Source organism: Billgrantia ethanolica (assembly GCF_021404305.1).
Classification (GTDB): Bacteria; Pseudomonadota; Gammaproteobacteria; order Pseudomonadales; family Halomonadaceae; genus Halomonas; species Halomonas ethanolica.
On the sequence record NZ_JABFTX010000003.1, the window covers coordinates 567,449 to 584,692 of the forward strand.

A 17,244-nucleotide genomic window follows, 5' to 3' on the forward strand; every position below is an offset into this window, starting at 1 on the left:
TGGTTTAGCCGTCATGGTTGGGAACCGCCACTACCGGCGCTATAATGCGGGCATGACAAATGACTCTATTAGCAATACCCCACGTACGCGGCGACTCGCCGACTCTCTTCCCCGAATGCTGCTCCCGTTGCCAAGGATGCCCCTCGCATGACTCATTGGACGCTCAGCAACGACCCCCATGCCAGCCGTGAGGCCCACAAGTACGACAAGCCGGCACCCAGCCGCGAGTACCTGCTGGCGCGCCTGGAGGAGTACGGCAAGCCGATCACCCATGAATCCATGAGCCGCATGCTGGGTCTCGAGGACGATGAGCTGCAGGAGGCGGTGCGCCGCCGGCTTGCCGCCATGGAGCGCGACGGCCAGGTGCTGCGCAACCGTGCCGGCGCCTACGCGTTGATCGACAAGCTCGACCTGATCAAGGGCAAGGTGCTGGGTCACCGCGACGGCTTCGGCTTCGTGCTGCGCGACGACGGCAAGAAGCCCGACCTGGTGCTGCCGCCGCGGCAGATGCGCCGGGTCTTCCATGGCGACTACGTGCTGGTGCGCGTCAGCGGGCGCGACCGTCGCGGCCGTGACGAAGCCACCATTGCCGAGGTGCTGTCGCGCAACACCCAGACCATCGTCGGCGTCTATCGCGAGAACACCTCCGAGTTCGGCGTGCTGATTCCCGAGAATCCGCGCATCACCCAGGAGGTGATCATTCCTCACAGCGCCTGTGGCGGCGCCCGCGACGGCCAGGTGGTGTCGGCCAGGATCGTGCAGCAGCCCGACACCCGGGTGCAGCCGGTGGGCGAGGTGGTCGAGGTACTCGGTGAGCGCATGGACCCGGGCATGGAGATCGACATTGCCATCCGCAGCTATGAGATCCCCGCCGAGTTTCCGCCCGAGGTGCACGATCAGATTGCCGAGATGTCTGCCGAGGTGGCCGAGCAGGACAAGCTGCACCGTATCGATCTGCGCGACATTCCACTCGTCACCATCGATGACGAGACTGCCAAGGATTTCGACGACGCCGTGTGCGCCTGGAAGACGAAGTCCGGCAGCTGGAAACTGATCGTCGCCATCGCCGACGTCTCCCACTACGTGCGCCCCGGCACGCCGCTCGACGAAGAGGCGATTCGCCGCGGAAACTCGGTCTACTTTCCCGGGCAGGTGGTGCCGATGCTGCCCGAGCTGCTCTCCAACGGTTTGTGCTCGCTCAACCCGGACGTCGATCGCCTGGCCATGGTCTGCGAGATGAATATCTCGAAGCAGGGGGTGATCAGCCGCTATCGCTTCTACGAGGCGGTGTTCCGCTCCCATGCGCGACTCACCTACAACAAGGTGGCAGCGATCCTCGACGAGGACGACCCCGAGGGCGACGCGCTGCGCGAGGAGTATCGCGCGCTGGTCAAGCCGCTCAAGGGGCTGCACGAGCTCTACAAGGTGCTGCGTCAGGCCCGCGAAGAGCGCGGCGCCATCGACTTCGAGACCACCGAGACGGCGATCCTCTTCAACGAGGAGCGCAAGATCGAGAAGATCGTGCCGCGCAAGCGCAACGACGCCCACAAGATCATCGAGGAGTGCATGTTGGCGGCCAACGTGGCCACTGCACGTTTCCTCGACAAGCATGACCTGCCGGCGCTCTATCGCATCCACGAGCGCCCCTCGCCGGAGCGTCTCGACAAGCTGCGTCTGTTTCTCAACGAGCTGGGGCTCTCGGTGGGGGGCGGTGACGAGCCCACGCCCCAGGACTACCAGGTGCTGGCGGAAGCAATTCGCGGCCGGCCGGATGCCGACGTGATCCAGACCGTGATGCTGCGCTCCATGAGTCAGGCGGTCTACTCGCCACAGAACGAGGGCCACTTCGGCCTGGCCTACCCGGCCTACGCCCACTTCACCTCGCCGATTCGTCGCTACCCCGATCTGCTGGTGCACCGCGCCATTCGTTCGGTGGTGCGTGGGCCGCGCCAGACCAATACCGTGCTGCGTGCCGAAGGGGCCAAGGTGGATCCGCCGAGCAAGTGGTGCCCCTACACCTTCGAGCAGATGCTCGAGCTCGGCGAGCACTGCTCGATGACCGAGCGTCGCGCCGACGACGCCACCCGTGACGTCGAGGACTGGCTCAAGTGCGAGTTCATGTCTGACAAGCTCGGCGAGGTGTATGAAGGTACCATTGCCTCGGTGACTCAGTTCGGTATCTTCGTGCGCCTCGACGAAGTCTACGTCGAGGGGCTGGTGCACGTTACTTCGCTGCCCTCGGACTACTACCACTACGAGCCCGAGAAACATCGCCTCAAGGGCGAGCGTACCGGTATGAGCTACCGCCTGGGCGATGGCGTCACCGTGCAGGTGGCCCGTGTGGATCTGAACGATCGCAAGATCGACTTCGCCCTCGAGGATGAGAAGCCGAGGCCCAAGCGCCAACCGCGCAAGCGTCGTGGTGAGAGTGAGGCGGTTTTCACAGCCAAGCCTGACGCCGGCAAGGGGCAGGCGGACGACAAGAGTGGCAAGGGCAAGGGCGGCAAGCGCCGCCGCGGCCCGCGTCGGTCGAGGTCGCGCGGCTGATGGCACAAGGCAGAAAAGGGCCCAGGCGCGATGCCGGTCGTAGGCCGAGAGCGGGTGTCTCATCGGCTCCACCGGCCACGCCGGGCGGGCTCGATGCCGTATTCGGCGTGCATGCGGTACGTGCTCTGCTGGCACGCGGCGAAGCGCCCAGGGTGCTGTGGGTCCAGGAGGGCGATGCCCAGCAGCGCCTCTCCGAGCTGATCGATCAGGCCCGCCGTGGTGGCGCGCGAGTCGAGCAGCATCCGCGTGACGAGCTCGACCGTCTGGCCAGGGACGCCTCGCATCAGGGCATCGTCGCCTTTGCCGCGCCGCTGGCCTTCGAGAGCGAGGCGTCGCTGTGGTTCAAGCTCGAGGCCTGGCCCCACGCTACGCCGCCGCTGCTGCTGGTGCTCGACGGCGTCACCGACGTGCACAACTTCGGCGCCTGCCTGCGCAGCGCCGATGCCGCCGGCGTGCATGGTGTGATCGTGCCCAAGGACAAGTCAGCGCCGCTCAATGCCATGGTGCGCAAGGTGGCCTGCGGTGCCGCCGAGAACGTGCCTGTCTATCAGGTGACCAATCTGGCTCGCGCGCTGGCCCGGCTCAAGGAGTTCGGCATCTGGATCACCGGCACCGCCGGCGAGGCCGAGGCGATGCTCTTCGAGGCCGAGTTCACCGGTCCCACGGCACTGGTAATGGGGGCCGAGGGCAAGGGCATGCGGCGACTGACCCGCGAGGCCTGCGATGGCCTGGTCAAGCTCCCGATGGCGGGCAGCGTCACTAGCCTCAACGTCTCGGTTGCCACCGGCATCTGTCTGTTCGAGGCGGTGCGCCAGCGCCGCGGTACATGAGTCGGCAGTACACCACCGGCTTGCAACCAGCGGTGCGGATCACTAGAATACAGGCGCCCGTTCCTGCGTGAGCGGGCGTTGCTATTTCGACTATCACCTCCTTGCTTCCCCTGAGTGCCGGGCGCGTATGGCGCAGGTCTCACGCGGAAGCTGCCAACCCGAAAGGAGATCCCATGCGTCACTACGAAATCGTGTTCATGGTCCACCCGGACCAGAGCGAGCAAGTACCGTCCATGGTCGAGCGTTACTCCAGCATCGTCACCGAGAGCGGTGGCACCGTGCATCGTCTGGAGGACTGGGGCCGTCGTCACCTGGCCTACCCGATCAACAAGATCCACAAGGCTCACTACGTGCTGATGAACGTCGAGTGCAGCGGCGAGACCCTCGAGGAAATCGAGAACATCTTCCGCTTCAACGACGCCATCATTCGCAGCCTGGTGGTGCGCTGCAAGGAAGCCATCACCGAAGCTTCGCCGATGATGAAGCCGGCAGATGACAAGCGTGCGCGTCGCGAAGAAAAGCCGCGCGCCGAAGAAGAAACTGCCGAAGCCAACTGATCGCACGTACCGAGGAGTCTCTACATGGCACGCTTTTTCCGCCGTCGTAAGTTCTGCCGTTTCACCGCTGAAGGCGTGAAGCAGATCGATTACAAGGATCTGGACACACTGAAGGCCTACATCACCGAAACTGGCAAGATCGTACCCAGCCGCATCACCGGTACCAAGGCCCGTTATCAGCGTCAGCTGGCAACTGCCATCAAGCGCGCGCGCTACCTGGCTCTGCTGCCCTACACCGACAGCCACCAGTAAGCCGCCGATTCGATGTTGCCGATCGCCCGATGGTTGATGCGCGGCACGCCCTACGCCGTAGGCGGGGCGGCGCTGGCCGCGGTGATACCCTGGCTGTTCTGGCTCAGTGGCGCCATCGTGGCCCTGGTCACGCTGCGTCGCGGTCTATCGCCGGCGTTGCCTGTGCTGGTGGCGGCCGCCGTCCCTGCCGGTTGGTGGTGGGCTCAGGGCGATGCTCTGCCGCTGGCCAGCGTACTGCTGGTAACGCTGATGGCGGTGGTGCTGCGCTCCCGCATGCGCTGGAGCGAGGCACTGATCGTCGGCACGCTGGCTGCGGCGGTCATGATCCAGCTCGGTGTCTTCGTGCCGCCGGGTGGTGCCGGGCCGCTGCTGGAGCAGCTGCGCCAGGGCTCGGTCGAGATCGACCGCATGCTGACCGAGCTGGCCGCCCAAGGCTTCGACACCGAGCAGCTGGCGACCCTGCTGATCGGTGGCATCACCGGTCTGGTGGTGCTGATCGCTGCGGTGGGTTGTCTGGCGCTGGCGCGGGCCTGGCAGGCGGGGCTCTACAACCCAGGCGGCTTTCGCGAAGAGTTCCATGCGCTGCGCCTGGTGCCGCGCGAACTCGGCCTGCTGGTGGTGCTCGGCGTGGTGGGCATGGTGCTGGGATTACCGTCGCTCTCCATGCTGGTATGGGTGCCGCTGCTGGTGGCCGGCATCGCTCTGGTACACGGCTATGTCGGATTGAAAGGTATGAACGGGCTGTGGCTGATCGCTTTCTACGTACTGCTGATCACCACCTGGCCCATGATTCTGATAGTGCTGCTGGTGGCCTTCATCGATGTGCTCGCGGATTTTCGCGGCCGTCTGGCCTCTCGCAGCGACTGACAAGAGGTTAACGAGATGGAAGTCATTCTGCTCGACAACATTGGCAAGCTGGGCGGCCTGGGTGACAAGGTCACCGTGAAGCCCGGTTACGGCCGTAACTACCTGGTGCCCTACGGCCTCGCCGTGCCGGCCACCAAGGACAACGTGGAAGCCTTCGAGGCGCAGCGCGCCGAGCTCGAGGCCCAGGCCGCCGAGCGCAAGGCGATCGCCGAATCCCGTGCCGCTCAGCTGGCCGAGATCGAGCTGTCGCTGGTGGCCAAGGCCGGCGACGAAGGCAAGCTGTTCGGCTCCATCGGTCCGCGTGATCTGGCCGAGGCGCTGGGTCAGGCCGGCATCGAAGTCGCCAAGAGCGAAGTTCGCATGCCTGAAGGTCCGATCCGCCAGACCGGGGAATACGACATCGACCTGCACCTGCATGCCGAAGTCGATGCCACCGTTCGCGTGGTCGTCGTCGCCGAGTAAGCCTCACCGCCCTCGACCGACCCCAAGGGGCGCAGGAGAGATCCTGCGCCCCTTGTCGTTTGTGTCTTAGACATTGGTAGTAATATTACGGTTTGTCTTTGCATCGCAACTCTTAAACGATTAAGTTTTTTCTGCCTGGCTCCGCTGCGTTTCAGGCCAGGGCAGCAGGACGAAAGATAAGAGACAAAGGTATCGTCGCGATACCGGTCTTAAACGATACAGCGCCATGCTTCCCACCGTTCTCCTTGCGTAAACAATCCAATAAACACAAAGGAACAACTGCGATGAAGACTGCCTTGCCAAGAACTCCGCTGGTCGCCGCCGTGGCCCTGGCCAGTTTCGGCATGATCGGGCACGCCGCCGCCGATACCAACGCCCTGGAGCAGCGCCTGCTCGAACTGGAGAGCCGCATTGCCGCCGCCGAACAGCGCGCCAGCGCCGCCGAGCAACGTGCCGAACTCGCCGAGGCCCAGGCTGCAGGAAGCCCGGCCCCTGCTGACGTGGAAGAGCGCCTGGCCCGGGTCGAGCGCCAGGCCAGCGGCGAAGAGGGCTTCTCGTTCAACGTCTACGCCCGCTCCGGGCTGCTGCTGGGTGAAGACCGCAAGAGCATCGACGGTGGCCCCTACGTAACGCCGGCCGGTGGACTGGGTGGTGCCGTGGGGCGCCTGGGCAACGAGCCGGATACCTACGCCGAGGCCATCCTCAACTACCGCATGCAGTTCGACAACGGCGCCAAGGCGCATTACCGCACCATGTTGGCCAGCGGCACCACCACCAGCAACGACTGGGATGGTGACTCCAACCTCAACGTGCGCCAGGTCTACGCCGAGTTCAGCGATCTGCCGAGCTTCACCGGCGCCTTCGAGAACGCCTCGATCTGGGCCGGCAAGCGCTTCGACCGCGACAACTTCGACATCCACTGGCTCGACAGTGATTTCATCTTCCTCGCCGGTACCGGCGCCGGTATCTACGACGTGCAGCTGGCCGACAACTGGCGCTCCAACTTTTCGCTCTACGGGCGCAGCTTCAGCGACTATCCGGTGCGCCCCGAACGTCCGGGGGACGAGGGCAACACCGATAGCTTGATCCTGACAGCCAACAACTACTTCGGTAACTGGCAGTGGATGGTGAGCGGTCTGTCCGCGGCCGACAACGATGAGCGCGACATCGGCGACGACCAGATGGCTGCCGGCAGCGGTTTCCACACCATGGTGGCCTACCACGGCGACAGCTTCTTCGGCCTGGGCGAGGGCAACTTCAAGGTGGCGCTGATGCACGGCCAGGGCCTGGGCGCCGAGGTCAAGGGGCTCGGCAGCGACGGCAACCTGACCGACGATGCCCAGGCCACTCGCCTCGGCATCTACGGCACCACCTACGTGGCGCCCAACTGGCGTCTGGCTCCGGTGCTGCTCGGTGAGGTGAGCAAGGACCGCTACGTCGATGGCGACGACTACAAGTGGCTGACCCTCAACGCGCGCCTGGTCAACGAGATCACCCAGAACTTCGAGATGCAGTACGAGGCCAGCTACCAGTACATGGACCTCGACCCCAACGGCTTCGATGGCCGCAATGCGGTGAGCGGCGACTTCGGCAAGTTCACCATCGCGCCGACCTTCAAGCCCCAGGTGGGCGGGTTCTGGCAGCGGCCGGAGATTCGCGCCTTCGCCTCCTACACCGACTGGTCGAGCGATCTCAACAACTACGGCGCCAGCTCCTTCGGCAACGAAGGCTTCACCGGCGGCCAGTGGAGCTTCGGCGTCCAGACCGAGGTATGGTTCTAGGCCGACTACCGCAATCCCGTTGCTCGCACGCTGTTTCGAACCTTCGCCGCGACCGTTTTCGGTCGCGGTTTTTGTCATTTCGAAAGGTGGGGTGGGCCACGGGCATCGGGTAGAATGGCACGGCCCGTTCCCCTCAAGGTTGCCGCACCATGAACGACACGCTCGAGCTCGATCAGGAAACCGCTGCGCTCAAGGTGCCGCCGCACTCGCTCGAAGCGGAGCAGTCGGTGCTGGGCGGCCTGATGCTCGACAACCAGGCCTGGGACAACGTCGCCGACCGGCTGGTGGCAGACGACTTCTACCGCTATGAGCACCGTTTAATCTTCAACGCCATGACCGGGTTGGCTGAAGCCAGCAAGCCGCTCGACGTGGTCACTCTCTCCGAGGCGCTGGAAGGCCGCGATCAACTCGATACGGTGGGTGGGCTTGCCTATCTCGCTGAGCTGGCGCGCAATACCCCCTCGGCGAGCAACATCCGCGCCTATGCCGACATCGTTCGCGAGCGGGCCACGCTGCGCAAGCTGATCCGTGCCGCCAGCCAGATCGCCGACGGCGCCTTCAGCCCCCAGGGACGTCCCGCCGACGAGCTGCTCGATGAGGCCGAGCGACTGGTGTTCCAGATCAGCGAGGAGCGCCCCAAGTCGGGCGGACCCATCGGCATGAGCGAGCTGCTGGCCAAGGCGGTGGACCGCATCGACGAGCTGTTCAACATGAAGGGCGAGATGACTGGCCTTTCCACCGGATTTCGCGACCTCGACGAGATGACCTCGGGCCTGCAGCCCTCCGATCTGGTGATCATCGCGGGCCGCCCCTCCATGGGTAAGACCACCTTCGCCATGAACCTGGTCGAGCACGCCGTGATCGCCAGCGACCGGCCGGTGATGGTGTTCTCCATGGAGATGCCTGCCGAATCGCTGATGCTGCGTATGCTCTCTTCTCTGGGACGCATCGACCAGACCCGGGTGCGTACCGGTCAACTCGAGGACGAGGACTGGCCGCGGCTGACCTCGGCGGTCAACCTGCTCAAGGACAAGCAGCTGTTCATCGACGATACTGCGGCGCTGTCGCCCAACGAGATGCGCTCGCGCATTCGCCGGGTGGTGCGGGAGCACGGCAATCTGGCCCTGGTGATGATCGACTACCTGCAGCTGATGCAGATTCCCGGCTTCTCCGAGAACCGCACCGGCGAGATCTCCGAGATCTCGCGTTCGCTCAAGGGCATGGCCAAGGAGTTCGGCTGCCCGGTGGTAGCGCTTTCCCAGCTCAACCGCTCGCTGGAGCAGCGCCCCAACAAGCGCCCGGTGATGTCGGACCTGCGCGAGTCAGGCGCCATCGAGCAGGACGCCGACTTGATCGCCTTCGTCTATCGCGACGAGGTCTACAACCCGGATAACCCCGACAACCAGGGCCTGGCCGAGCTGATCATCGGCAAGCAGCGTAATGGTCCCATCGGCACGGTGCACATGGCCTTCATCGGCAAGTACACCCGCTTCGAGGACCTGGCGCCGGACAGCTACGGCGAAGCATTCGGCGAGTGAAGCGCAGCAGCGCTTGAGCCAGCGGCGCGGCCCCGTATAATGCCGAGCCCCCGACAGTCGTTTTCGAGGAGTGACCCATGGCAGGCGGATTTCGACGCGGCAAGCGTCAGCGCCCCCCCAAGCTGGAAGCCCGCGGTATCATCGAGTCGCTGGAGCGCGAGGGGCCGTTCAAGGAGTGGCTCGGCATGCCGGATCTCTATCGCTTTCATCTGGTCGTCGACGGCGAGGCCTACAGCTACCAGACCGAGGATGCCGAACTCTCCGTCGCGGTGGGCGATCGCGTGGTGTTCCGCTACAAGGAGACCAAGGCGGGCAGGTGGGTCGACCGCAACTCCCTGGCCAAGGCGATCGATCCCTCGGAGTACCAGTAGCCGCCTCGCGCAGGAGAACGCCTGCGGAACCTGGCCAGGGCTCCACTGTCATAGTTTCGATACGTTAGCGTCATGCGATTGATATCGGGCACAGTCATGCTGTGCCCGAAGTCTATCCAGAGACCCCAACGGAACGAAACAGGACATGGAGGGAGCCATGGAATTCGAACAGTTGAAGCAATTCGTCGCGCGCCATGACAACTTCGAAGTGCGCGTCATCACCCATTCCGGCAGCCACTGCTACCAGGTGGAGCTCGAGGACGTGGAGGGCGTACGCCACATGCTGACACGGCGTGGCAAGCCCATGGTGTTCCGCTCTCTCGAGGACGTCTACCTGGAGCTGCAGCGCGCCGGCATCCACCGGGCCTTCCTGGTCCAGCACGTGCCGCAGGACGAAGTCATCGGCCGCGAGGCTCATTATCACGACCCGCTGACGTCGCGCATGCCGCTGGTCTTCTAGGCCCGCTGAACGACAACCTTGATCCAAGTTATACAAATCGACTTCATAGTATAACTCGATGCCCCTGACGGACCTCGCCTGATACAATGACGCTCCTAATGTTTCGCCACGAGGAGCGCAGCGCATGGCCGCATCGCAAGAGGTATCGGGCTCGCCGGAGCGTCAACGTCCCCCCCATGCTCCGGCGGATCATCCCGCGGTAGCCCGGCCCAGGGTCGGTGTGGTGCTGGTCAACCTGGGCACGCCGGATGCCACCGATTACTGGTCGATGCGACGCTATCTCAGCGAGTTTCTCTCCGACAAGCGGGTGGTCGACTACCCCAGCTGGAAGTGGCAGCCGCTGCTGCAGCTGATCATCCTCTCGCGCCGGCCGTTCAAGTCGGGCGAGGCCTATCGCGGTATCTGGAACACCGAGAAGAACGAGAGTCCGCTGCTCACCATCACCCGGGACCAGACGCGCAAGGTGGCCGAGGGGCTGAAAGCGCGCCATGGCGAGCAGGTGCTGGTGGACTTCTGCATGCGTTACGGCAATCCTTCCACGGACAGCGTGCTGCGGCGCCTGCAGGCCGAGGGTTGCGAGCGCATCCTGTTCTTTCCGCTCTATCCGCAATACGCCTCGCCGACCACGGCCACGGCCAACGACCATGCCTTCCGCACCCTGATGAAGCTCAAGTGGCAGCCGGCGATTCGTACCGTGCCGGCCTACTTCGAGCACCCGGCCTATCTCGAGGCGCTGAGCAATTCCGTGCGCGAGGCCTATGCCGCGGCCGAGTCGGCGCCGGAGGTGCTGGTGGCCTCGTATCACGGTGTGCCCAAGCGCTTTCTCATGGAGGGAGACCCCTACCACTGCCAGTGTCAGAAGACCACGCGACTGCTTCGCGAGCGGCTGGGCTGGGCGGAGGGTGAGATTCAGACTGCCTTTCAGTCGCAGTTCGGCCCCGAGGAGTGGGTCGGCCCGCAAACCGTCGATCATGTGGCTGAACTGGCGCGCCAGGGCAGGAAACACATCGCGGTGATTTCTCCGGCCTTCTCCGCCGACTGTGTCGAGACCCTGGAGGAGGTCAAGGAGGAGATTCGCGACAGCTTTCTCGCCGCGGGCGGAGAGCGCTTCACCTACATTCCCTGTCTCAACGACCGCGACGATCACATCCGGGCGCTGCTGGCGATCATCGACAACGAGCTGGGCGGCTGGGTGTGAAGCGGGAGAGCCGATCGGGCCACCTGATCGGCTCTCGTGTCAGCGGAACAGGCGCGAACGCTTCTGCTTGCGGTACTTCCAGGGGTGTTTGGCGCGGGCCGGACGCGCCACCCGGCTCTGGCCCACGTCCTCGTCGCGGAACTCCGGCACCGAGCCGCGGGTACCGGTGGTGAAGCGCAGGTGCATGTGCAGCCCGGTCTTGGCCAGCATGTGCCCGGTCACCGGGGCGGTGATGAACAGGAACAGGGTGATCAGCAGCTCCTGAACGTGCAGCTCGCGCTGGGTGATGGTGAAGTAGAGCATCGAGGCGATCAGCACGCAGCCGATACCCAGGGTGGTGCCCTTGGTGGGGCCGTGCAGGCGCATGAAGAAGTCCTTGAACTGCAGCATGCCGAGCGAGCCGGTGAAAGCGAACACCCCGCCGGCTATCAGCAGGAAGGCAATCACACCTTCGGCAATGACGTAGAAGGTCATGTGGCGTCCCCTATTCGATGATGTCGCCGCGCAGCAGATAGCGGCAAACGGCCATGGTGCCGATGAACCCCAGCATGGCGATCAGGATCGCCGCCTCGAAGTAGGTCTTGGTGTTGAGCCACAGCCCCAGCAGCACGATCAGGGCGATCGAGTTGACGTAGAGCGTATCGAGGGCCAGCAGGCGGTCGGGTACGTCCGGGCCGATGGCGAGGCGATAGACGTTCATGGCCATGGCCAGCACGATGAGCGTCAGGCTGATCAGCAGGGCGGTGTCTAGCATTCGAAGATCTCCTTGAGCGGGCGCTCGTAGCGATCGCGGATCTCGCGAATCAGGGCCTGTTCGTCGTCGAGGTCGAGGACGTGGATCAACAGCGAGGAGCCGTCGAGACGGATGTTGGTCGATACCGTGCCCGGCGTCATGGTGATGGTATTGGCCAGCAGGGTGATGGCCAGGCGGTCCTTCACCTCCAGCGGATACTCGACGAAGCCGGGGTGCGGTTCGCGCCGCGGCAGCAGGATCAACAGGCTGACATGCACGTTGGCCTTGACGATGTCCCACATCACCACGAGCACGAACCAGGCCAGCTTGAGCGGATGCTTGACCCGCGGCAGCGGCTCCCAGAAATCCTTCGTCAACAGCGGAATGCCTACGGCCAGCAGCGTGCCGAGCAGGAGCTGGCCGGGCGCGATGCTGCGTACCATCAACAGCCATACCACCAGCAGCACCAGCGACAGGGTGGGGGTGGGCAGGAAACGTCCCATGGCTTTCATAGCGTGTCTCCCTGCGTCTGGTCATGGAACGGCTGGCGAGACTGCACCAGATCCCGGGTGGGTTCGTCGCCCAGCAGTTGCTGGATCACGACCTGGGGCATGGCCAGCTGCTCCGCGGTGGCTTGGGAGTAGTGGCTGATAGGCCCGGCGAAGACCACCAGCAGGGGGGCGCTGGCCAGCAGCCAGACCACGCCGACGAGCTGGGGACGGGTGACCTTGCCGGCGGCTACCTCGCCCTTGTAGCTGGCCCAGAAGAAAACCGATCCCGCCCGTGACATGGCGATCAGGGCGCTCAGGCCGGCCAGCAGCAGCAGCGGCCACAGCCATAGCCGGGCGCTGCCCTCCGCGGCCTGCATCAGCAGCAGCTTGGCCAGGGAACCGGCCAGCGGGGGCAGACCGACCACGCCGACCGCCGCGGCCAGGAACAGGCCGCCGAGCAGGTAGCGCTGGTGCAGCCGGCGGGCGCGCACCAGACGCGTACCGGCCTTGCCGCGCTGCTGGCCGATCAGCTCTGCGATCAGGAACAGCACGCCGCAGATCAGGGTGGTGTGGGGTAGATAGTAGAGCAGCGCGGTGGTGGCAGCGGTGGTGCTCAGGCTGGCGGCCGCCAGCAGGGTGCCGACCGAGACCAGCACCAGATAGGCCACCAGCGGGCGCAGGTCGCGGGCTGCCAGGACGCCGATGGCGGCCAGCAGGATGGTGGCCAGCCCCGACCACCACAGCCAGCCCTGGATGGCGGATTCGGCGTCGCTGTCGGCAAAGATCAGGCTGTTCACGCGGAGAATGGCGTAGAGCCCGAGCTTGGTCATGATGGCGAACAGCGCCGCCACCGGTGCAGGGGCCGAGGAGTAGGTGCGCGGCAGCCAGAAATAGAGCGGCAGCAGCGCGGCCTTGAGACTGAACACCACGATCAGCAGCAGGGCGCCGGCGGTGACCAGGGCGGCCTGGTCACCGGACATGGTGGCGACCCGCCGTCCCATGTCCGCCATGTTGAGAGTGCCGGTCGCGCCGTACAGCACGCCCAGCGCAATCAGGAACAGCGCCGAGCCGGCCACGTTGAGAATCACGTAGTGCAGACCGGCACCGACCCGCTCCTTGCCGCCGCCGTGCATCAGCAGGGCGTAGGAAGCGAGCAGTGTGATCTCGAAGAAGACGAACAGGTTGAAGATGTCACCGGTGAGAAAGGCGCCGTTCAACCCCATCAGCTGCAGTTGGAAGAGACCGTGGAAGTTGCTGCCGCGGACGTCGTCACCGGCGCTGGCGAAGATCACGCAGCCCAGCGCCAGCACGGCGGTCAGACTCAGCATGAGCGCCGAGAGGCGGTCGAGCATCAGCACGATGCCGAAGGGGGCCTGCCAGTTGCCCAGTGCGTAGAAGGTCAGCTCGCCCCCGGCCGCCCGCTGCAACAGCAGCAGGGTGACGATGACCAGCAGGGCAGTGAAGGCAATGCTCAGGCAGCGGTGGGTTCGGTCGCTGGCCTTGCCCGACAGCAGCAGCACCAGAGCGCCGAGCATGGGCAGCAGAATGGGGAAAGTAAGAAGATGTTGGCTCATCTGAGGGCGTCTCCTTCCTCGCCTTGCTGACCGTCCACATGGTCAGAGCCGAGATCGCTGCGGGCGCGGATCGCCAGGATCACGACGAAGGCGGTCATTGAGAAGCCGATTACGATGGCGGTGAGCACCAGAGCTTGGGGCAGCGGGTCGGTGGGTGTGATCGACTCTCCGATCACGGCCGCCGCGTGAGTGTTGAGCCCACCGGTGGAGAACAGGAACAGATTCACCGCATAGCCGAGCAGCGCCAGGCCGACGATGACCGGAAAGGTGCGACCGCGCAGCAGCAGATAAATGCCGCTTGCCGTGAGCACCCCGACGACGAGGGCAAAAAGGGCTTCCATCAGCGCTCCTCCAGCGTTGGGCGGTTGACCGTGGTGACGCGGCCCAGGTTGATCAGGATCATCAGTACGGCGCCCACCACGGCCAGGTAGACACCCATGTCGAACAGCATCGCCGTGGCCAGCTCGAACTCACCCACCAGGGGCAGGTGGAAGTGGCCGAAGGCCGAGGTCAGGAAGGGGTAGCCGAACAGCCAACTGCCGAGCCCGGTGGCCAGGGCTACGGCCAGTCCCGACACGGCGACGATCGGGTAGGAGATCGGCAGCCGCTCGCGGGTCCAGTCGTGACCTCGGGCCATGTACTGCAGGATCAGGGCGGTGGCAGTGATCAATCCGGCGATGAAGCCGCCGCCCGGCTGGTTGTGGCCGCGCAGGAAGATGTACACCGACACCAGCAGCGCCAGCGGCAGCAGGATCTGTGCCACCACCGACAGGATCAGCGGGTGGCGGTGACGCGACCAGCGGATGCCCTCGATGTTGCCCGAAGGCATGAACAGGCGCAGACGATTGAGCAGCTTGAAGGTGGCCAGACCGGCCAGGGTAAGTACGGTGATCTCACCCAGGGTATCGAAGCCGCGGAAGTCGACCAGGATGACGTTGACCACATTGGTGCCGCCGCCGCCGGGCACGCTCTCGCGCAGGAAATAGTCAGCAATGGTGAGAGTCTCGCGGGTCAGCAGGGCGTAGTTGAGCATCGCTACCACCAGCCCCAGCGAGGCGGCCAGGATCAGGTCGCGCAGGATGCGCCTGCCCGACACCTGCAGCGGTGGTCGCTGGGGCAGGAAGAACAGCGCCAGAATCATCAGGATCATCGAGGCCACTTCCACAGATAGCTGGGTGAGGGCCAGGTCGGGGGCGGAGAAACGCACGAAGGTCAGCGAGACCGACAGCCCCGTCACCGAGAGCATCAGCAATGACACCAGTCGCCAGCGGTGGCTCAGGGCGCTGCCGATGGCGCCGAACACCATCAAACCCGCGCCCAGGAACAGCATGCCGTCCAAGGGCTGCAGACCGCGCTCGCCGGTCAGACTCTCCAACTGGGTCAGGCCGATGGCAGCCATGACCAGGGCGCTCAGGATCAGCAGCGCCTGGTAGCGCTGCAGGGAGCCGTTCTCCAGGCGCAGGGTCAGCCACAGCGTGACCTTGATCAAGCGCTGTACCAGCGCCTCGAAGATCAGCCCGGCACTGCGCTCCGGAAACAGCGCGGCGATGCCGGCCAGGCGCCGCTGCTGACGCAGTACCAGCACGCCGCCGGCCACCGCAACAACACTCATCAGCAGCGGCAGGTTGAGGCCGTGCCACAGGGCCAGGCTGACGACCGGGGTGGTCTCGCCCTGCACGGCGAGGCTCGCCGCGTGCAGCAGCGGAGCGGCCAGGGTCATCGGGAACAGCCCCACCAGCAGACTCATGGCGGCCAGGAACAGGCCCGGGGCCAGCATGCCGCGGGCCGGGTCGTGAGCCTTCATCGGCGGCAACGCCTTCTGCTCGCGGGTCAGCTTGGGCTCGGCGAAGAACAGGCTCCAGATCAGCCGCAGCGAATAGGCCACCGAGAGCATGGCGGCTACCACCACCAGCAGCGGGATGACGATGCTCAGCGCGCCGAGCAGGTTATTGATCAGGCTTTGCTCGAACAGCAGTTCCTTGGACAAGAAGCCATTGAACGGGGGGAATCCAGCCATGGCGGAGCCCGCCAGGATGGTCATGGTGCCGGTCAGCGGCATCATCGACCACAGCGCGCCGAGACGGTCGATGTCACGGGTGCCGGTTTCATGATCGATGATGCCGACCATCATGAACAGCGCCGCCTTGAAGGTGGCGTGGTTCAGGATGTGAAACACGGCGGCGACGATAGCCAACGGGCTGCCGAGCCCCAGCAGTAGAGTGATCAGCCCCAGGTGGCTGACCGTGGAGAAAGCGAGTATGCCTTTCAGGTCACGCTCGAGCAGGGCGAACCAAGCGGCGTAGAGCATGGTCGCCAGGCCCACCAGCGACAGGCTGATGGCCCACAGGGCGGTGTCGCCCAGCGCCGGGTTGAGGCGTGCCATCAGCAGTACGCCCGCCTTGACCATGGTGGCCGAATGCAGGAAGGCGGAGACCGGGGTGGGCGCCGCCATGGCGTGAGGCAGCCAGAAATGGAACGGGAACTGGGCTGACTTGGTGAACGCGCCGAACAGCACCAGGGCCAGGATCAAGGGGTAGTTGGCAGACCCACGGATAAGATCACCCGACGCCAGCACGTCCGCCATGGCAAAGCTGCCGACGGCCTGACCGATCAGCAGCACGCCGGCCAGCAGTGCAAGACCGCCTGCTCCGGTAACGGTCAGTGCCATGCGCGCGCCTCGTCGGGCGTCGCTGCGGTGGCCCCAGAAGCCGATCAGCAAGAAAGACGAAATACTGGTGAGTTCCCAGAACAGCCATAGCAGGATCAGGTTGTCCGCCATGGCGATGCCTAGCATGGCCGTCATGAACAGCATCATGTAGGCGAGGAAGCGGCCGTCGTCCTCCTCGGCCGAGAGATAGAAACCGGCGTATAGCAGGATCAGACTACCGATACCCAGGATCAGCAGGGAAAACAGCAGGGTCAGGCCGTCTATTCGCAGCGCGAGGTCGAGACCCAACAGGGGCATCCAGGGTATCTGTAGGCTGACCACGTCGCCGGCCAACACGGCAGGCGCTTGCAGCAGTACCAGCCCGAGGGCGAGCAGCGGGGCTATCAGTGTGGCAGTGACACAGGTCTTGCGACCGTGGCGTGAGGTCATCACCGGAACGATGATGCCGATAATGGTGAGAAGTGGAATCCACAGCAACGACATGGCGGTCATCCATTCTGGCGGCGGTCGATGCATCGCACCACTGCACAGAGAGATCCGTCGTGGCGTATCTGCCCGAGCACCACACACACAGGCTAATGGTATCGAACGAGGGTCGATGGGCCGGGTCGTTGGGAGCGGTGCATGAAGAAACGTTTTAAAATCGCTATACTAGCAAGCCGTTTCGTCGTGAAATCAACGCTCACCGTAGCCAGCCGCGGCGCAAAGTCTAATCCTTTTGCGCTGCAATATACAGGTTTGGCCCGGCTGCCGACGCTCATCCTTTGGGCGTATTTTTTCGGCCGCTGCACGGATTTCTTTAATCGCGACGTCACGCTGTGCGGGGGATACCCGGACGTCACGGCAGGCTCTGCCGTCGATGTCGGCGCTGCGAGGTGGCGGGGCGCCATGTCCGGACGATGAACTGACAGAAGG

Annotated in this window: 18 protein-coding genes; 12 read left to right on the top strand and 6 right to left on the bottom strand. The window is 64.6% G+C overall.

The features are described 5' to 3' along the window. Nucleotides 1-147 precede the first annotated feature (147 nt). From rnr to hemH, 11 genes are all read left to right on the top strand, one after another. Nucleotides 148-2,547: a ribonuclease R gene (gene rnr / locus HOP53_RS15845; RefSeq protein ID WP_234270929.1), complete on the top strand. Its 2,400-nt coding sequence runs from the start codon at nt 148-150 to the stop codon at nt 2,545-2,547. Further along, nucleotides 2,547-3,377, top strand: coding sequence for a 23S rRNA (guanosine(2251)-2'-O)-methyltransferase RlmB (rlmB, locus tag HOP53_RS15850; protein WP_234270930.1), 831 nt, complete (start codon nt 2,547-2,549; stop codon nt 3,375-3,377). Before rnr ends, rlmB begins: the two co-directional genes overlap by 1 nt. A gap of 173 nt (nt 3,378-3,550) precedes the next feature. Then, nucleotides 3,551-3,934 (top strand): 30S ribosomal protein S6, encoded by a 384-nt coding sequence (gene rpsF, locus HOP53_RS15855; protein WP_234270931.1) that lies wholly within the window; start codon nt 3,551-3,553, stop codon nt 3,932-3,934. 24 nt (nt 3,935-3,958) lie between these two features. Then, the gene (rpsR, locus tag HOP53_RS15860) at nt 3,959-4,186 is read left to right on the top strand and encodes a 30S ribosomal protein S18 (RefSeq protein ID WP_010629658.1); all 228 of its coding nucleotides are present in this window, start codon (nt 3,959-3,961) and stop codon (nt 4,184-4,186) included. Nucleotides 4,187-4,198: 12 nt separating this feature from the next. Beyond that, nucleotides 4,199-5,053 carry a YybS family protein gene (locus HOP53_RS15865; protein WP_234270932.1) on the top strand — a complete coding sequence of 285 codons (855 nt, stop codon included), beginning with the start codon at nt 4,199-4,201 and terminating at the stop codon, nt 5,051-5,053. Nucleotides 5,054-5,068: 15 nt separating this feature from the next. Then, complete coding sequence (gene rplI, locus HOP53_RS15870) at nt 5,069-5,515, top strand: 50S ribosomal protein L9 (protein ID WP_010629656.1); 447 nt, start codon at nt 5,069-5,071, stop codon at nt 5,513-5,515. Between the two features lie 284 nt (nt 5,516-5,799). Then, nucleotides 5,800-7,296, top strand: coding sequence for a carbohydrate porin (locus tag HOP53_RS15875; protein WP_234270933.1), 1,497 nt, complete (start codon nt 5,800-5,802; stop codon nt 7,294-7,296). A 149-nt stretch (nt 7,297-7,445) separates the two neighbouring features. After that, the gene (dnaB, locus tag HOP53_RS15880; RefSeq protein WP_086508525.1) at nt 7,446-8,834 is read left to right on the top strand and encodes a replicative DNA helicase; all 1,389 of its coding nucleotides are present in this window, start codon (nt 7,446-7,448) and stop codon (nt 8,832-8,834) included. 77 nt (nt 8,835-8,911) lie between these two features. Beyond that, the gene (locus HOP53_RS15885) at nt 8,912-9,205 is read left to right on the top strand and encodes a hypothetical protein (RefSeq protein ID WP_086508524.1); all 294 of its coding nucleotides are present in this window, start codon (nt 8,912-8,914) and stop codon (nt 9,203-9,205) included. Between the two features lie 157 nt (nt 9,206-9,362). Continuing rightward, complete coding sequence (locus HOP53_RS15890) at nt 9,363-9,665, top strand: DUF6482 family protein (RefSeq protein ID WP_026038265.1); 303 nt, start codon at nt 9,363-9,365, stop codon at nt 9,663-9,665. Between the two features lie 124 nt (nt 9,666-9,789). After that, entirely contained in the window at nt 9,790-10,863 is a 1,074-nt protein-coding gene (gene hemH / locus HOP53_RS15895) for a ferrochelatase (protein WP_086508523.1), read from the top strand. 39 nt (nt 10,864-10,902) lie between these two features. Here hemH and HOP53_RS15900 read toward each other — a convergent pair whose 3' ends face one another. From HOP53_RS15900 to HOP53_RS15925, 6 genes are read right to left on the bottom strand one after another with little or no spacing between them, the layout of a single operon-like run. Further along, the gene (locus tag HOP53_RS15900; protein WP_086508522.1) at nt 10,903-11,337 is read right to left on the bottom strand and encodes a Na+/H+ antiporter subunit G; all 435 of its coding nucleotides are present in this window, start codon (nt 11,335-11,337) and stop codon (nt 10,903-10,905) included. Between the two features lie 10 nt (nt 11,338-11,347). Continuing rightward, entirely contained in the window at nt 11,348-11,617 is a 270-nt protein-coding gene (locus HOP53_RS15905) for a K+/H+ antiporter subunit F (protein ID WP_010629649.1), read from the bottom strand. Beyond that, on the bottom strand, nt 11,611-12,108 hold the full coding sequence (locus tag HOP53_RS15910; RefSeq protein ID WP_086508521.1) for a Na+/H+ antiporter subunit E: 498 nt from the start codon (nt 12,106-12,108) through the stop codon (nt 11,611-11,613). The genes HOP53_RS15905 and HOP53_RS15910 overlap by 7 nt, the downstream gene beginning before the upstream one ends. Further along, complete coding sequence (locus tag HOP53_RS15915; RefSeq protein WP_234270934.1) at nt 12,105-13,661, bottom strand: monovalent cation/H+ antiporter subunit D; 1,557 nt, start codon at nt 13,659-13,661, stop codon at nt 12,105-12,107. The genes HOP53_RS15910 and HOP53_RS15915 overlap by 4 nt, the downstream gene beginning before the upstream one ends. Continuing rightward, the gene (locus HOP53_RS15920) at nt 13,658-14,002 is read right to left on the bottom strand and encodes a Na+/H+ antiporter subunit C (protein ID WP_086508519.1); all 345 of its coding nucleotides are present in this window, start codon (nt 14,000-14,002) and stop codon (nt 13,658-13,660) included. The genes HOP53_RS15915 and HOP53_RS15920 overlap by 4 nt, the downstream gene beginning before the upstream one ends. Beyond that, nucleotides 14,002-16,812: a monovalent cation/H+ antiporter subunit A gene (locus HOP53_RS15925; RefSeq protein WP_234270935.1), complete on the bottom strand. Its 2,811-nt coding sequence runs from the start codon at nt 16,810-16,812 to the stop codon at nt 14,002-14,004. Before HOP53_RS15925 ends, HOP53_RS15920 begins: the two co-directional genes overlap by 1 nt. A gap of 141 nt (nt 16,813-16,953) precedes the next feature. Here HOP53_RS15925 and HOP53_RS15930 point away from each other — a divergent pair, with 141 nt between their 5' ends. Further along, a complete protein-coding gene (locus HOP53_RS15930) occupies nt 16,954-17,232 on the top strand; it encodes a hypothetical protein (protein WP_234238528.1) in 279 nt (92 codons plus the stop codon). The last annotated feature ends 12 nt before the right edge of the window (nt 17,233-17,244 follow it).

Coding starts and splice junctions, on each gene's coding strand:
- HOP53_RS15925 (WP_234270935.1), bottom strand. CDS start 16,812: ATGTCGTTGCTGTGGATTCCACTTCTCACCATTATCGGCATCATCGTT.
- rpsR (WP_010629658.1), top strand. CDS start 3,959: ATGGCACGCTTTTTCCGCCGTCGTAAGTTCTGCCGTTTCACCGCTGAA.
- HOP53_RS15865 (WP_234270932.1), top strand. CDS start 4,199: ATGTTGCCGATCGCCCGATGGTTGATGCGCGGCACGCCCTACGCCGTA.
- HOP53_RS15915 (WP_234270934.1), bottom strand. CDS start 13,661: ATGAGCCAACATCTTCTTACTTTCCCCATTCTGCTGCCCATGCTCGGC.
- hemH (WP_086508523.1), top strand. CDS start 9,790: ATGGCCGCATCGCAAGAGGTATCGGGCTCGCCGGAGCGTCAACGTCCC.
- HOP53_RS15905 (WP_010629649.1), bottom strand. CDS start 11,617: ATGCTAGACACCGCCCTGCTGATCAGCCTGACGCTCATCGTGCTGGCC.
- HOP53_RS15875 (WP_234270933.1), top strand. CDS start 5,800: ATGAAGACTGCCTTGCCAAGAACTCCGCTGGTCGCCGCCGTGGCCCTG.
- HOP53_RS15885 (WP_086508524.1), top strand. CDS start 8,912: ATGGCAGGCGGATTTCGACGCGGCAAGCGTCAGCGCCCCCCCAAGCTG.
- HOP53_RS15890 (WP_026038265.1), top strand. CDS start 9,363: ATGGAATTCGAACAGTTGAAGCAATTCGTCGCGCGCCATGACAACTTC.
- HOP53_RS15910 (WP_086508521.1), bottom strand. CDS start 12,108: ATGAAAGCCATGGGACGTTTCCTGCCCACCCCCACCCTGTCGCTGGTG.
- rplI (WP_010629656.1), top strand. CDS start 5,069: ATGGAAGTCATTCTGCTCGACAACATTGGCAAGCTGGGCGGCCTGGGT.
- HOP53_RS15900 (WP_086508522.1), bottom strand. CDS start 11,337: ATGACCTTCTACGTCATTGCCGAAGGTGTGATTGCCTTCCTGCTGATA.
- HOP53_RS15930 (WP_234238528.1), top strand. CDS start 16,954: ATGAAGAAACGTTTTAAAATCGCTATACTAGCAAGCCGTTTCGTCGTG.
- rlmB (WP_234270930.1), top strand. CDS start 2,547: ATGGCACAAGGCAGAAAAGGGCCCAGGCGCGATGCCGGTCGTAGGCCG.
- rpsF (WP_234270931.1), top strand. CDS start 3,551: ATGCGTCACTACGAAATCGTGTTCATGGTCCACCCGGACCAGAGCGAG.
- HOP53_RS15920 (WP_086508519.1), bottom strand. CDS start 14,002: ATGGAAGCCCTTTTTGCCCTCGTCGTCGGGGTGCTCACGGCAAGCGGC.
- rnr (WP_234270929.1), top strand. CDS start 148: ATGACTCATTGGACGCTCAGCAACGACCCCCATGCCAGCCGTGAGGCC.
- dnaB (WP_086508525.1), top strand. CDS start 7,446: ATGAACGACACGCTCGAGCTCGATCAGGAAACCGCTGCGCTCAAGGTG.